The sequence below is a fragment of the Enorma phocaeensis genome, from assembly GCF_016901575.1.
In the GTDB taxonomy this organism is placed as follows: Bacteria; Actinomycetota; Coriobacteriia; order Coriobacteriales; family Coriobacteriaceae; genus Limicola; species Limicola phocaeensis_A.
Map to the genome: position 1 here is coordinate 54,817 of NZ_JACJKQ010000003.1, position 15,258 is coordinate 70,074.

Here is a 15,258-nt window from a genome sequence, read left to right on the forward strand (position 1 = left end):
ACATTTTGCTATACCCCTCCCCAAGTTTTTCGGTAAACGGACACCCGGGAGTCACGGGCTAGCTGCTCCTTTCCGTTCGCCGAATCTCGCCCCTCAACCTGTCGGATGAGCCCGCATCCCAAGAGCTGACGAGGGCCCAATTGTTTGAGTTCACTCCAGAGAGCAAAAGAGCGCAAAAGATAAAAAGAAGAGCAAAAAGAAAAAAGGCGATTATTCACGGGGTTCGATGAAACGGTGGTCTGTGTCTGCTGACGACTCCAAGGTCAAATAGAGCGACATTTGGGCAAACCGTTTGCGGATGAGGGGACATCTGGTCAATCCACCCGATCGCTGGGTACAGGCTTCGCGGAGGCATATGGGCAGCGGTCAATTGGCACGGCTCCTGGGCAGAAAGATGCTTCTTGCAGACGTCGGCAACCTGAGCTAGAACCATTTGGGGACGCGTCACGCCATGATTTATACCATCAGGCATCTTTCCCAAAGATTGCTCTGGTAGTTTCCTGCCCAGGGTTCGGTGATGCTGACCAGACGAGACCCAACCCCACGAGGGGTGTACCCAGCTCACAGGGAGAATGACCATTACATCCCATTCGCATCTTTTTGATTGCTATTTGACTCTACCTATTGAGTCACATTGTTAGAAAGTTGCCTGCTTCAGCCCTTAATCTTCATTCGGACTGTCCGCTCGCAGCCATTTTTCGAACGTTGACCGACACACGCCAAGTTCTCGGGTCGCTGAAGCGGAGGCCTTCCAAACCGCCTGCCGCGTGCCCGGGCCGCCGCGATACCCTCCGCCTGGCGCTGACGAATCTCATCGCACTGCACACGCCACCTACCTGAAGCTTCTACAACCAGGGCCGGGCAGCGCATCGCACCGCCCGGCCCTGATAGAAGCACATGTATATTAGACTCGCGGCGCCCTACGTGCGTCTCGTCCAATGTTCCCTGGCGCTAGTCCCATGCCTCGCGGCCCTTGAGGGCACGCAGACCGATGTCGCGACGCAGCGTCTTGCCTTCGAAGCCAATCTTCTCGCAGGCCTCGTAGGCCAGGTTGCGGGCCGCCTCGAATGTGTCGCCCAGCGCCGTCACGGCCAGGACGCGGCCGCCGCTCGTCACAAGCTCGCCGGCCTCGTTCACGGCGGTGCCCGCGTGATAGACCGTCACGCCGTCCATCGCTGCGGCGTCCTCGATGCCTGTGATGACCTTGCCCTTCTCGTAGCTGCCCGGATAGCCGGCGCTCGTCAGCACCACGGCCACCGCCCACTCGTCGCGCCAGCTCAGCTCGATCTCGTCCAGGCGCTGCTCGGCACAGGCGAGCATGACCTCCACCAGGTCGTTCTCAAGGCGCGGCAGGATAACCTGGGTCTCTGGATCGCCAAAGCGTGCGTTGAACTCAAGCACCTTCGGCCCCTGGGGCGTTAGCATGAAGCCGCCATAGAGGCATCCGCGATAGTCGATGCCCTCCGCTGCAAGCTCGGCCACGGTAGCGTCCATGATGCGCTCCATCTCGGCATGCTCCTCGGGGGTCACGATGGGCACGGGGCTGTAGACGCCCATGCCGCCCGTGTTGGGACCGCGGTCGCCCTCGAGCGCGCGCTTGTGGTCCTGCGAGGTCGCCATGGGACGCACGGTCTTGCCGTCGGTAAACGCCAGAAGCGAGCACTCGGGACCGGTGAGCATCTCCTCGATCACCACGGTCGAGCCAGCGTCGCCAAAGGTACCCGAGAAGCACTCGTGCACGGCCTCTTCTGCCTGGGCAAGCTCGGTCGCCACGATGACACCCTTGCCAGCAGCCAGTCCGTCCGCCTTCACGACGAGCGGCGCGCCCTGCTCGCGCACGTATGCAAGCGCCGATTCCTCATCGGTAAAGGAGCCGTATGCAGCCGTGGGAATGTTCGCGCGACCCATGAGCTCCTTGGAGAAGAGCTTCGAGCCCTCGACCTGGGCGCCGGCGGCGCCGGGGCCGAAGCAGGGGATGCCCGCCTCGCGCACCGCGTCGGCGACGCCGACGACGAGCGGGGCCTCGGGACCGATCACCACAAGGCCGATACCGGACTCGCGCGCGAAGTCGGCCACCGCCGCCGGATCGTTCTCGTCGAGCGCGACGTTCTCGCCCACCTCGAGGGTGCCGCCGTTGCCGGGCGCGATGTAGAGCGTGCCGCACCGAGGCGACGAGGCGAGCTTCACTGCCAGCGCATGTTCGCGGCCGCCGCTGCCCAGCAGCAAGATGTCGATGGTCTGCAGTGCTTCGTTCATGAGGGGCTTCCTTTCAGTCGATACCCGTCGCCTCGGCGGCGTCGCATATGCCTGTCGCACCTCTTAATCATATGGGATTGAGGGGCATGTCGCGGGGGAACTTGAAAAGACCTCTGGACACGATCCTTCCAGCGATGCATGCCGCTAATACGCGCTGCCCGCAGCTGGTGCGGCGCATCCAACGCCAGCGGAGACCTCGGCGGGACGCTAGAACTCCGGCGTCAGATACTCCGACACGCCGTCGAGCTCAGAGGAGTGCAGCGCCTCGGGATAGCAGAAGATTCCAAAGGCGCCCTCGCCCACATGCGTCGCGATGACGGGGCCGATGGTCGCGTCGGTAAGCACCCTGACCTTGGCGCCCGCGCGGACCAGCGCGTCCTCGATGGCGCGAACGTGAGGCTCGGCATCGGTGTGCAGCAAATAGCACACCTGCGCGCCACGCTCCTGCACGAGCTTTGCGACGTGCTTGGCGATGTAGCTCACCGCGCCCTTCGCGCCCTTCGCCTTGTGCAGGACCTCGATTCCGCCCGCGCTGTTGAGCCCTGCGACGATCTTGATATTCAGAAGCGACGTGACGAGTCCCTGCATCTTGGTGGCACGACCGCCCTTCACCAGGTTGTCGAGCGTATCCGGGACAAACAAAATGGAATAGCTGGCGCGGATGTCCTCGACGCGCTTCAGCGCCTCGTCGAGCGTCGCGCCGTGTTGCGCCATCACGGCCGCCTCGAGCACCATGGCGCCCTGCGCCACCGTGGCAGAGCAGCTGTCGACCACTTCGAGACGCGCTCCCTCGGGAATGCGGCCGGCGATCGCCCGCGCGCTCTCGATGGTAGAGGATAGCTCGCGCGAGAGGTGTATGGACAAGACCTGCGTATAGCCCTCGTCGTAGAGCTGCTGGTAGACCTCCAAGAAGTCCGCCGGAGTCGGCTGCGACGTCTGCGGAAGCGTCTCGGCCCCTCGCATCAGGTCAAGCAGGCCGGCGGTGGATATGTCTTCTCCGTCGCGATAGTCGCGCCCCATAAACGTCACATGGAGAGGCACGATACGAATGTCGAGCTTTTGGGCAAGGTCGACCGGGATGTCGGCGGCGCTATCGGTGACCACGGCAAACTTATTCATGATGCTCCTTGACGGCAAACGGGCTATCTGCCAAAACGAGGACCTTAGTGCCGAGCAGCTTCACGCCCGGCGGGCAGAGGGGGCGGGTACCCACCCGCCCCCTGATTCAAACCCTAGTTCCAGAATCGATTGATGGTCTGGTCGCGATCCGGGCCGACCGATACGAAGGAGACCTTCGTATGGGAGAGCTTCTCGACCAGCGCCACGTAGTCCTTGGCCTCCTGCGGCAGCTCGTCGAAGCTGCGGCATGCCGAGATGTCGCACTTCCAGCCGGGGACATCCTCATAGACCGGGACGGCATGGGCGAAGACGCTCTCGTGCTCGGGCACGGTGGTGTAGCGCACGCCGTCGCACTCGTATGCCACGCACACGCGGATGGTATCGAAGGCCGAGAGTACGTCGAGCTTGGTGAGCGCGATGTCGGTCAGGCCGTTCACGCGAGCGGAATAGTTTGCGATCACGCCGTCGAACCAGCCGCAGCGGCGACGGCGACCGGTGGTTACGCCGTACTCGTAGCCGTTCTCGGTAAGGGTGTGGCCCTCCTCCGTCTCATAGGCGAGCTCGGTGGGCATGGGGCCCATGCCGACGCGCGTGGTGTAGGCCTTCATGATGCCGAGCACGCGGTCGATGTTCTTCATGCCGACGCCCGAGCCCGTCACCGCGCCGCCGGCGGTGCAGTTGGACGAGGTCACATACGGATAGGTGCCGTGGTCGATGTCGAGCAGCGTCGCCTGGGCGCCCTCGAACAGGATGTTCTTCCCCTGCTCCACCAAATCGTTGAGCAGAAGGCCGCTCTCGCAGATGTAGGGACGCAGGCGCTCCGCCATGGGCAGGTACTCGTCGCAGATCTGCTCCACGGTGTATGTGGGCATGCCGAAGATCTTCTCCAGCTGCGGGTTCACGCGATCGAGCGCGCGGCCCAGCTTGTCGCGGAACACCCCCTCGTCGAGCATGTCCTGCATGCGCAGGCCCACGCGCGCCATCTTGTCCTGGTAGCACGGGCCGATGCCGCGCTTGGTGGTGCCGATGTTGTGGTCGCCCAGCAGCTGCTCGTAGGCGCCGTCGAGGTCCATGTGGTAGGGCATGATGATGTGGGCGTTGCCCGAGACCTTGAGGTTCTTCGTCGAGATGCCGTCATGCTCAAACATGTCGATCTCTTCGAGCAACACCTTGGGATTGACCACGCAGCCGTTGCCGATGACCGAGATGCACTCGGGATACATGATGCCGGAGGGCACCTGGTGCAGACCGTACTTCTTATCACCCACCACGATGGTGTGTCCGGCGTTGTTGCCACCCTGATAGCGTACGACGCAGTCGAAATCCCCGGCGATCAGGTCGCAGATCTTGCCCTTGCCCTCATCGCCCCACTGGGTACCGACCAACACTGTCGACGGCATGATGCATCTCCTTCTGAACCGTCGTTCCGGCCCCTTGGCCGGACGAGTATCGTTTCCTTCGCCCGCGCGCCATGACTCAGGCGTCGCGCGGCGACTCAACCCTTTTATTATATCAACGGCCTCGGCGACTAACCATGCAGGCTCGGCAGGCGGCGCGAACGACGCCGCAAACCGCATGGACGGCCGATCAGGCGGCTACTCGTGCATGCCGTCCAGTTCGTAGAACTTGGTGGACGCCGGCAGGAACATGAGGTCGACGTCGCCAATGGGGCCGGAGCGGTTCTTGGCGACGATGACGCGCGTCACGCCTTCGTCCGGACGGTCGTCTCGGCTCGCCTCCTGCTCGTCCGACGAGCGGTCCAAGAACATGACGATGTCGGCGTCCTGCTCGATCGAGCCCGACTCGCGCAGGTCCGAAAGCTGGGGCCGCTTGCCGGTGCGGCTTTCGACCGCACGGGAGAGCTGCGAGAGCGCGATGAGGGGAATCTCGAGATCTTTGGCCATGATCTTCAGGCCACGGCTCATCTCCGACACCTCGACGGCGCGGTTCTCGGCGCGGCGTCCCGGCGGCGGGCTCACCAGCTGCAGGTAGTCCAGGATGATGACGGCCTTCTCTTTGTTGTGCAGCATGCGGCGCGCCTTGGCGCGAATCTCGGTCACCGTGGTGCCCGGCGTGTCGTCGATGAGGATGTCGAGCTTCGAGAGCTCCTGCGTGGCCTCATTGATGTTGGCCCACTGCTCGGGCGTGATGCGTCCCGTACGGAAATCCGAGATGGAGAGCATCGCGTGTGCGCAGATCAGGCGCTGCGCGATTTCCTTGCCGGACATCTCCAGCGAGAAGAAGCCCACGGTAAAGCCCGCGGCCGCCGCATTGAGCGCCAGGTTGAGTGCAAACGAGGTCTTACCGACGGCAGGACGCGCGCCGATGATGATGAGCTGGCCCTCGCGGAACCCCAGCAGCAGCCGGTCAAGGCTCGGGAAGCCCGTGGGAACGCCATGCGCCTGTCCTCCGGCGGCGCAGACCTCCGAGGCCTCGTTGTATGCCTCGATCATGAATTCGGTGAGCGACTTGTATGAGCTCGACACCTCGCGCTCGGTCACCGACAGCAGCATGCTCTCGGCGCGCTCGACGACCTCTTTGGTGTCGAGGGGGGCATCGTAGGCAAGCGCGTTGATCTGGTTGGTGGCGCCGATGATCTCGCGCAACATGGAGTCGCGCCGCACGATGCCCGCATGGTGCTGCCAGTTCACCAGGGCGATGGTGTTGCCCACCAGCTCCAGGATATAGGCCTCGCCGCCCACCTGCGCCAGCGTCCCCTCTGAGGTGAGATAGTCGATCAGCGAGATGGAGTCGACCGGGATGCTGCGCTCGTTCATCTCTATCATGGCCGTGAAGAGCGTGCGATGGCTCGGACGGTAGAAATCGTCCGGACGCAGCTCGGAGATGGCGTCGGAGACGACCTCGGGCGAGAGGATCATGGCGGCGAGCACGTTCGCTTCGGCCTCGGCGTTATTGGGCAGGCCCTGGCGGGCGCCCCGATCGGAGGCGCCGGCGGGAGTCCACGCGTAGTCGCCATACTCGGTTGTCGATGCGTCCATGTTCTCTCCTTGATAGCTCATCGGCCGGAGCCGGACGAAGACAGGCCTCAGCGGGCAGGCGCGCGCCCTTTCTCCAAAGCCGCTCGGGAAGACTCGGCCGCAAGATGAGGGCGGCCCATCCAGCACCGGGCCATCCATGGTACGGTATCCACGGCAGGCATGGTGGCTGACCTGCTCAGTTTTTCTTTCCACATGAAGCTGTCGATAACCTCGTGCGGCGACCCTGCGAAAACAACGGTTCTCAACGTTTTCCACAATTTGATGGGAGCTTCGTTTCAAGTTATCCACATCCCTACCGCTGACCTGCCATTATTCGGTTTTACCATCATCTTTCTGCTGCTTTACAGAAATTTATTTGTAGATTCAGTGAAACCGCAGGTAGTTGAGCAGATGCTATACATTGCGCAGGAAAACACTGTCGCATGATATCGTGTCTCCTTGGCAAACGGCCTGTGCACAACACCTGTTCGCCCGGCACTTTTCCCAGTATTGCGCAGCCGACCTGTGGATTTCTTCTTTGTTCGATTTGTCAAGACGGGTGACATCTTTTTGTCGACACGCGAACCGCCCCGCCGACGCCTCGGGGGCGAGAGGCGGGAACGGAAATGCATTCGAGAAGCCATCGCTCCGGCATACCGGGGCCGCGCGGCAGGCGTCGCGTTTGCCGCGGCGCCGCCAGGCCCCAAGAGCAAGCCGGCCTACTCAGTCCAGCACTGCACGCCCGAAAGGCGCGTCATCCCGATGCTTGCCTGCAGCGCAAACGACGCCTCGTTGCCGATGACGATCTGCCCAAACGGAACGCGGCCCGCCTCAAGCATTCGGTTCACGGCATATCCCTCAAGCTCGCGCGCGTATCCGCGGCGGCGATGCTCGGGAAACACCTCGAGCATGCCCATGGACCCCTCGTCGTGCTCGCCGATAAAGCCGACCAGGTCGCCAGCGGCATCAAAGCCTCCCCACACCCAGCCGTCTTCGAGGTGGCGGGCGACATCCGCGGGCGAGATCATGTCGTAATGGGCGACGACGGCATCCAGGTCGTCCAGACCGAGCTGGCGGATGGACAGGCCGCCCGACAGCCCAACGGGTCGCTCGCCCTCATATATACAAATGTTGTAGCAGGTCTCCGGCGTCACGGGAAACCCGATCGCCTCGGGCTGGCGGGCGTCGTGCGACATGGTGATGGGACGCTCGCCATCGGGGAGCTTGGCCGCCTCCGCCAGGGTCACGCCGCCCGGAAGCAGCGGCAACCGGGCAATGGAGCAGGCCGCCTCGACGTCGCGTCCGGCGATGAAGACCATCCCCGAGCGTCGCACCCGGGCGAGAACGCCGTCATCTCCGGCGTACAGGCAGTCCGCCCGCCCGAGGCGCAGCATCTCATCCAGGGTCACGAGCTCGCGGGGATCTTCCTGCGACGCGATAAACGCATGAACGTGTTCGAGCACGGCGGCCACCCCTTTCACCTCTTACCGACCGCCCATGGTACCCTCCCGGCTCATCATCTCGCAACATCTTGAAACTCACTCTTGCGCTCCATCAAAGTAAAGCGTAGAGTCACAAGTGCTTTGCACGGTACTTTAGTTAACTAAAGTATTTCTCTGGAAGGGTCTCTCATGGACAACACTCGCACCCCCTCGCGCCGCAGGTTTGCACTGCTCGCCTGCTTCGCCACCCTGGCTTGCGCCGTCGCGCTGCTTACCGGATGCAACTCCTCCACGCCGTCCGCCGGCTCGGCCGGCTCTGCCGACACCGGCAGCGCCGCCGAGGACACCAGCGCGTCGGCCACCGGCACCCTCATCGTCGGCTTCGACCAGTCGTATCCTCCCTATGGCTTCGTAGGCGATGACGGCGAGTTCACCGGCTTCGACCTCGACCTTGCCGCCGCCGTCGCCGACAAGCTCGGCTGGGACGTTCAGTATGAGGCAATCGACTGGGACGCCAAGGACACGCTGCTCAACTCCGGCGCCATCAACTGCATCTGGAACGGCTTCACCATGGAGGGCCGCGAGGACGACTACACCTTCTCCGAGCCCTACATGCTCAACGAGCAGGTCGTCGTGGTTCGCGCCGACAGCGGCATCACGAGCCTTGAGGACCTCGCCGGCAAGACCGTCATCACCCAGGTAGACTCCGCCGCGCTCGACGTCCTCGAGGGCGACCAGGCCGACCTTGCCGCCACCTTCGCGTCGCTCGAGCAGATCGGCGAGTACAACACCGCCTTCATGCAGCTCGAGTCCGGCGCCGTCGACGCCGTCGCCTGCGACCTCTCCATCGCCGCCTATCAGCTGGCAGCAAACCCCGACGCCTACCTCCAGCTTGACGAGGCGCTTTCGTCCGAGCACTACGCCGTGGGCTTCAAGCAGGGCGACACCGAGACCGCCGATGCCGTGACCGAGGCGCTGCGCGAGCTCAACGCTGACGGAACGGTCCAGGAGCTCTGCGACAAGTACGCCGAGTACGGCCTTACCTACGACAACTGGGTCCTGGAGTAACCCCATGCAACGCCGCGCGATGCCGGACACCGAGCGGCATCGCGCGGCAACGTCGCTTGGGACGGGGCCATTCGTCATCCTGCAAGCTGTGTGACGAGTGGCCCCGTCCCCGTGTGGCTACGAGGCCATCCGTCGCCGTCGAGCGCGCCAGCACACCCACCTGCCAACGACCGGAGGAGATATGGATATCGCAACCATGCTGCAAATGCTCTTCGAGGGCTTCCTCGTAAGCATGCAGATCTTCGCGTTCACACTCATCGGCGCCGTGCCGCTGGGCATCGTGGTGGCATTGCTGCGCATGAGCCGCGTCGCACCCGTGCGTTGGATCACGCGCCTGTACATCTCCATCATGCGCGGAACGCCCCTCATGCTGCAGATGTTTGCCATCTACTTCGCTCCGTACTACGTCTTCGGCATCCAGCTCACCACCGACTCAAAGTGGTATGCGACCATCGTGGCGTTCATCGTGAACTACGCCGCCTACTTCGCCGAGATCTATCGCTCCGGCATCCAGTCCATTCCGCGCGGACAGTATGAGGCGGCAGAGGTGCTGGGCTATTCGCGCGTCCAGACCTTCGTGCACATCGTGCTCCCCCAGGTGGTCAAGCGCATCCTGCCCGCCATGGGCAACGAGGTGATCACGCTGGTAAAGGACACCTCGCTTGCATTCTCCATCGGCGTGGCCGAGATGTTCTCGACGGCACGCGCGCTTGTCGCGTCGCAGGTGAGCATGGCCCCCTTCGCCATCGCGGCCGCATTCTACTGGGTCTTCAACTTCTTGGTCGAAATGGTGCTCGGCTTGCTCGAGAAACGCCTCGACTACTACCACGACTAGCGACGCTGGCGAATCGTCGCAGCCGACGCCGGCGACCCGCCGCCACAAGACCATCCACCATCCAAACGCTGAGGAGTACACCGTGAGCACCATCAAGCAGCAGAGTTCCCCTGTCGTCGCCCTCGCCGGGGCGCGCAAGGCGTTTGGAGACAACGAGGTGTTGCGCGGCGTCTCGCTTTCCGTCGACCCCGGTGAGGTCGTCGCCGTCATCGGGCCTTCCGGCGGCGGAAAGTCGACGCTGCTCCGTTGCCTCACCCTGCTTGAGACGCTCGACGCCGGCTCGCTGAGCTATGGCGAGCTCTCGGTCGCGCGCGACGAGGGCGGAAAGACCCACTACGTAAAAGGCCCCGAGCTCAAGCGGGCGCGCGAGCACTTTGGCCTCGTCTTTCAGAACTACAACCTGTTCCCCCACATGACCGTCATGCAAAACATCACCGATGCGCCGGTGCGCGTGCAGAAGCGGCAACGCGCAGAGGTCGAGCTCGAGGCGCAGGCGCTCGTCGCCAAGATGGGGCTCGAGGGGTGCGAGAACAAGGTGCCCTGCCAGCTCTCCGGCGGCCAGCAGCAGCGCGTGAGCATCGCCCGCGCCCTCGCCATGAATCCCGAGGTGCTCTACTTTGACGAGCCCACGAGCGCGCTCGACCCCGAGCTCACCGCCGAGGTGCTGCGCGTCATCAAGGCGCTCGCCGCCGAGAACATGACCATGGTCATCGTGACCCACGAGATGGGCTTCGCGCGCGAGGTCGCCGACCGCGTACTCTTCATGGATGGCGGCGTCATCGTGGAAGAGGGTCCGGCGGAGCAGGTCATCGACCATCCCCGCGAGGCGCGCACCCGCGCCTTCCTCTCGCATCTCAGCGAGTAGGCAGGCCGCCCAACAGACAGCGGCGAATAGGCGACAAATCCAAAAGTGATCCGCTCGCCCACCGTTACCTGCTGCGCGACACCTGCAGCTTGCTGCGCGATTGCCCCGCTACCGTCACGCGCTCGAGCCTTCTGGACGACACCATCGCCTCGACGGCGTCCGACAGGCGTTTCGTGATGCCTTTATAGCCCAGGGCATGTGCGAGCTCGGTCATGGAAAGCGGCTCCCCTGCTCGAGCGAGCGTATCCACAAGCTTTTGCTCGTACGCCTCGGCCCTCTTCTGAGCCGCATCGTTACGAATGAATGCGGGATGCACCGGCAGCGTCACGGATAAGAATCCCCTCGCCTCGTCCATCTCGAACGCTGGCTCCGGCGAGCCGTTGGCCGCAAGCGCCGCGAACACCGCGGGATAGCCTGTGTTTCTCCCCTCAACCAAACGCAGCTCTTTGAGAAAGTCCCCGATGCGACGGTTGCGGTATACGCGCGCACGGAACCTATGCTGCCGAATGTCCTCGTCCGTGATGCTGCGGTCAAACCCAGGAAAGCTCGTCACTTCGAGACTCGCCGGCGTCACGCGCACCACAATGGGCTCGTTCACCTGATACGAGCGATGGTAGACCGCATTGGAAAGAATCTCTTCGACCGCCTTCATGGGATAGTTGTACACCACATCCGATTCCGCACGATGTGCTTCCTTGAACGTCTTTCGCTTGATCACATAGCTTTCCAGATAGCCCAAAGCGTCACGCAGCTGTCTCTGAATTGGACCGGTAAAGACCATCTCGGTCATCCCGTCACCAGTCGGATCGGGCATGTCCACTACCTCGATGCGGGCGTATCGGAAGAAACGCTCGGGATGCTCACAAAACATGAGGATTCCGACGTTGCGCGGATGCCTGTTCTCTGGCGGCCCCGACAATAGCTGCAAGTCATCGGCGAGCTCCTCGACGCTTATTGCCGGACGTTCGCCCAGCGCGCTCCCGACGGCACGCACGTGCTCGCGCATGATGCCAAGGTCAAGATCGTCGATGGTGGCAAGTAGGTTTGGCCGGTCGTCAAAGGGGATGTCTGATGACACGTAGAATAGCTCGCGCTCCTCTTGCGGAGACGCGACGAGCGTGCTGCTGAACTTTCTGATGTAGTAGCGCTTGTCCGCTGCATTCTTTGCAAGCACGTCGCGCGGCGCCTTGTAGGGGCGCCCAAACCCTGCGGGCACCCAAATCACGATAAGGTACGCCCCTTGGAACTCTACGGGCTCCACGATGGGATTGTAGAGCGGCTCGATGGTGCGGCACATCCCGACAAGCCGCTTGAGAATCCCGTCGACTTCGGACTGCTTGATACCTTTGGGAGGAAGGACAGGCATGCCGTCCCGCTCTTCGATACCGATGACGATATATCCACCGCCTATGTTATCGATGTCGTTGGCAAACGCACAAATCGTATGAATGATGGGATTGGGATTGAACCCCGTCTTGAACTCGACGCGCGTCGATTCGACCGTGCGCAGGTTTACTAGGTCGCCGAGGTTAATGGGGATGGACATAGGACCTCCTACCTGCATGAATATGCCTTCACTCAGCAAATTCGATAACTCGATAGTACATTTGTCGAGTACTCGACGCAAGTTTTGTCGAGTACTCGACAAGATGGATGTCGAGTTATCGAGTTTTGAAGCGAAGGGGGCACGGCCGTTGAAGCCGTGCCCCCACATCATTCATGGCGGGTTTTCATGTGCCGCACGTCGCCCCAAAAGCGAAGCCCCAACAGGTGAAGCGGCGCCGGCGCCGGGGCGGCAACATCGGGCGCTCAAAGAGGTGGAGCTACTCGGTGCGGAGCGCCGTGACCGGGTCCTTCTTTGCCGCCATGCGGCTCGGCGCCAGGCCGGCGACGAGCGACAGCACGATCGAGATGAGCACCAGCGCGATGCCCGGCCCAACCGGCACGGCGGCCAGATTCTCCACGCCCGCGACCTCGTAGATGATCGCGTTCACCGGAATATCCAGCAAAACGGTCACGCCGACGCCCAGCAGTCCGCTCACCGCGCCGATGATAAAGGTCTCCGCCGTGAAGATGCGGCTCACGTCGCGCTTGCTCGCCCCGATGGCGCGCAGGATACCGATCTCCTTGGTGCGCTCGAGCACGCTGATGTAGGTGATGATACCGATCATGATCGAGCTCACCACCAGCGAGATGGCCACGAAGGCGATGAGGATATAGGTGAGCGCGTTCACGATGTCGGTCACGCTCGACATGAGCATGCCCACGATGTCGGTGTATTGAATCTCGGTGCCCTCTCCCGAGGCGCGGATCTCGTCGTTGTAGTCGGCAATCAGGTTGTCGATAGCCTCTTTGGCCTCGAAGTCCGCCGGGTAGATGCTGATCTGCGACGGCGCGTCGAGGTCCGCCTTGCCGAGCGTCTCCAGATTCCCCTCGTAGGTGGCGTTATCGGTCTGGTCGGCCATGCGCTCCGAGAACGCCGCCGCGATCTCCTCGTCGCTCATGCCGGACTCGCGCATCTGATCCACATATGCCTGAATCTGCTGCCCCTGGTCGGAGGGCATCTGGGCGATCATGGCATCGATCTGCTCCATGGAGAGGCTGGTGCCCACGTCGTCAGAAAACGGCAGGCCGGTGAACACGTCCGTGGTTGGGTCGGCCTCCTGCGCCTGCACGACCTCGCTCTCGTCCGCCTGCTCGATGAGGTGCTCGATGAGCTCGGGCGTGTAGAGCACCGCGCCCCAGTTGCTGCCCGCGTCGTTCTCCTCCGTGGGCCGCACGATACCCACCACGCGCACCTCTTCGGCGCCGTCGACCACGTCGCGCATGAACGCGTCGTCCTCGCTCATGTCCGCCCAGGTCCCGTCGTCCTGCTGGGCATACTTGGAGCTCTCGGGCACCAGCTTGAAGGTGAGCCCCAGCAGCTCGTCATAGGTGTAGCTGGTCTCGTCGGCCGCCTCCACCTTCTCGCCGGCCATGACGTCGCTCATCATGCCGCGCAGGTCGCTTTGGTCCAAAAGCCCCAGCGCGTAGAGAGTGTAGTCGGAAATGCGGTCGTTCTGGTCGACATACACCACGACCTCGTTCCAGTTTTCCGGCATATGGCCGGCGACCACGTCGTAATCACGCGACCAGGTGTCCTTGTTGCTGAGCAGCTCGGTCCATACGTCGTAGCTGGAACCGCTGCCGCCGTTCATGCTGCTCATCATCTCGGTCTGGGTCTCGCCCATCGCAATGCCGAGCGAATCGAGGACCGTCGCCGGGTTCACCTGCACCACGCCGTCCGTCGTATCGCACTTATACACGTTGAGCGGCGTGGCGTAGGTGTACTGGATGTCGGTGACGAGCTCGCTCAGGGCGCCGGAGTCCGTCTCGGGGTCGCTGTCGAGCCACGTCTTGATGGCGCGCATGTCGTTCTCGTTGGCGCCCGACGCCATGCTGGACACCATGTCGGTGACGAGGTCTTTCGACTCCACCGTACCCTCTGCCGCCTTGCGCGTCACATCGGCCGCCGCGCCCATCATGGAGCTCATCATGCTCGCCAGATCGACGCTCGTCTCCTGGATGGTGAGCGGGTAGCTCCCCATGGTCGATTCCTCGGTCTCGGCGATGTAGTTCTGGGCGCCGTCGGAGAGCGACAGGATGAGCGCGATGCCGATGATGCCGATAGACCCCGCGAACGCCGTGAGGAACGTTCGGCCCTTCTTGGTCATGAGGTTGGTAAACGACAGCGACATGGCCTGGCGGAACCCCATGGAGCGCTTGCCCTTTTTGGCGTCCTCGACCGCATGGCGCTGGATCTGCTCGGGGGTGAGACGCTCGGCTGCGGCATCGACCGGGCGCGAGTCGTCGGTGATGAGGCCGTCCGAGATGCGCACGATGCGGTCCGAATATCCCTCGGCGAGCTGTGGGTTATGCGTGACCATGATCACCAGCCGGTCTCGGCTCAGGCGCTTCAAGATCTCCATGACCTCGACGGACGTCTCGGTGTCGAGGGCGCCGGTCGGCTCGTCTGCCAAGATGATCTCGGGGTTGTTCACGATGGCGCGGGCAATGGCCACGCGCTGCATCTGACCGCCTGAGAGCTGGTTGGGGCGCTTGTGCATCTGCTCGGCAAGGCCGACCTGCGCAAGCGCCTCCTCGGCACGGCGCCGGCGCTCGGAGGCAGGGGTGCCCGAGAGCACGAGCGCCATCTCGACGTTGGCGATGACCGTCTGGTGCGGGATGAGGTTGTAGCTCTGGAAGACGAAGCCCACCGAGTGGTTGCGATAGGTGTCCCAGTCTCGGTCGAGGTAGCTCTTGGTGGAGCGTCCGTTAATCACGAGGTCGCCTCGGGTGTATTGGTCGAGACCGCCGATGATGTTGAGCAGCGTGGTCTTGCCGCAACCCGACTGGCCGAGGATGCTCACAAACTCCTGGTCGCGAAACGTGACGCTGATGCCTTTGAGCGCGTGGACCACAGAGTCGCCCGAAGGATAATCTTTGGTGATGCCTTTGAGTTCAAGCACGATGGGCCTTTCTTGTTGGGGCGCCATGGCGGGCGCCAGAGCCATGACGGCGCGTGGAGGGGGGCGCCGCGGCAATAATGATGTATGGTACCCATTTTCTTGTCGCAGACATGGGTCGCAGACAGCCGCGACCTGCCTAGCGCCGTAAAGGAGCCGCCCGTTTGTGCCGAGGCCATGACCGCCGGCT

Annotated in this window: 10 protein-coding genes; 3 read left to right on the plus strand and 7 right to left on the minus strand. The window is 62.9% G+C overall.

What is annotated here, in order from left to right; translation table 11 throughout:
• Positions 1 to 951 precede the first annotated feature (951 nt).
• From purD to H6A15_RS10650, 5 genes are all read right to left on the minus strand, one after another.
• Positions 952 to 2,256: a phosphoribosylamine--glycine ligase gene (gene purD, locus H6A15_RS03430; protein WP_204672308.1), complete on the minus strand. Its 1,305-nt coding sequence runs from the start codon at positions 2,254 to 2,256 to the stop codon at positions 952 to 954.
• A 207-nt stretch (positions 2,257 to 2,463) separates the two neighbouring features.
• Positions 2,464 to 3,375, minus strand: a complete 912-nt coding sequence (locus H6A15_RS03435; protein ID WP_204672309.1) for a DegV family protein — start codon at positions 3,373 to 3,375, stop codon at positions 2,464 to 2,466.
• Between the two features lie 113 nt (positions 3,376 to 3,488).
• Complete coding sequence (locus H6A15_RS03440) at positions 3,489 to 4,775, minus strand: adenylosuccinate synthase (protein WP_204672310.1); 1,287 nt, start codon at positions 4,773 to 4,775, stop codon at positions 3,489 to 3,491.
• Between the two features lie 195 nt (positions 4,776 to 4,970).
• Entirely contained in the window at positions 4,971 to 6,374 is a 1,404-nt protein-coding gene (gene dnaB, locus H6A15_RS03445) for a replicative DNA helicase (protein WP_204672311.1), read from the minus strand.
• 698 nt (positions 6,375 to 7,072) lie between these two features.
• Positions 7,073 to 7,816 carry a GNAT family N-acetyltransferase gene (locus H6A15_RS10650; protein ID WP_204672312.1) on the minus strand — a complete coding sequence of 248 codons (744 nt, stop codon included), beginning with the start codon at positions 7,814 to 7,816 and terminating at the stop codon, positions 7,073 to 7,075.
• A gap of 168 nt (positions 7,817 to 7,984) precedes the next feature.
• Between H6A15_RS10650 and H6A15_RS03455 the strand changes: the two genes are divergently transcribed.
• The 3 genes from H6A15_RS03455 to H6A15_RS03465 all read left to right on the plus strand — a co-directional run bounded on the left by H6A15_RS03455 (position 7,985) and on the right by H6A15_RS03465 (position 10,563).
• Positions 7,985 to 8,863, plus strand: a complete 879-nt coding sequence (locus tag H6A15_RS03455; protein WP_204672313.1) for an amino acid ABC transporter substrate-binding protein — start codon at positions 7,985 to 7,987, stop codon at positions 8,861 to 8,863.
• A gap of 181 nt (positions 8,864 to 9,044) precedes the next feature.
• A complete protein-coding gene (locus H6A15_RS03460) occupies positions 9,045 to 9,698 on the plus strand; it encodes an amino acid ABC transporter permease (RefSeq protein ID WP_204672314.1) in 654 nt (217 codons plus the stop codon).
• Between the two features lie 82 nt (positions 9,699 to 9,780).
• Entirely contained in the window at positions 9,781 to 10,563 is a 783-nt protein-coding gene (locus H6A15_RS03465; protein ID WP_342635802.1) for an amino acid ABC transporter ATP-binding protein, read from the plus strand.
• A gap of 64 nt (positions 10,564 to 10,627) precedes the next feature.
• Here the strand turns inward: H6A15_RS03465 and H6A15_RS03470 are convergent, their stop codons facing one another.
• Together H6A15_RS03470 and H6A15_RS03475 are read right to left on the minus strand one after the other, a co-directional pair.
• Positions 10,628 to 12,109 carry an RNA-binding domain-containing protein gene (locus H6A15_RS03470; protein ID WP_204672315.1) on the minus strand — a complete coding sequence of 494 codons (1,482 nt, stop codon included), beginning with the start codon at positions 12,107 to 12,109 and terminating at the stop codon, positions 10,628 to 10,630.
• Positions 12,110 to 12,386: 277 nt separating this feature from the next.
• Positions 12,387 to 15,071 carry an ABC transporter ATP-binding protein/permease gene (locus H6A15_RS03475; RefSeq protein WP_342635803.1) on the minus strand — a complete coding sequence of 895 codons (2,685 nt, stop codon included), beginning with the start codon at positions 15,069 to 15,071 and terminating at the stop codon, positions 12,387 to 12,389.
• Positions 15,072 to 15,258: the final 187 nt, after the last annotated feature.

Excerpts from the sequence above, each read along its gene's own strand:
- H6A15_RS03435 (WP_204672309.1), bottom strand. The coding sequence starts at position 3,375 with ATGAATAAGTTTGCCGTGGTCACCGATAGCGCCGCCGACATCCCGGTC.
- H6A15_RS03455 (WP_204672313.1), top strand. The coding sequence starts at position 7,985 with ATGGACAACACTCGCACCCCCTCGCGCCGCAGGTTTGCACTGCTCGCC.
- H6A15_RS03440 (WP_204672310.1), bottom strand. The coding sequence starts at position 4,775 with ATGCCGTCGACAGTGTTGGTCGGTACCCAGTGGGGCGATGAGGGCAAG.
- H6A15_RS03460 (WP_204672314.1), top strand. The coding sequence starts at position 9,045 with ATGGATATCGCAACCATGCTGCAAATGCTCTTCGAGGGCTTCCTCGTA.
- dnaB (WP_204672311.1), bottom strand. The coding sequence starts at position 6,374 with ATGGACGCATCGACAACCGAGTATGGCGACTACGCGTGGACTCCCGCC.
- H6A15_RS03470 (WP_204672315.1), bottom strand. The coding sequence starts at position 12,109 with ATGTCCATCCCCATTAACCTCGGCGACCTAGTAAACCTGCGCACGGTC.
- purD (WP_204672308.1), bottom strand. The coding sequence starts at position 2,256 with ATGAACGAAGCACTGCAGACCATCGACATCTTGCTGCTGGGCAGCGGC.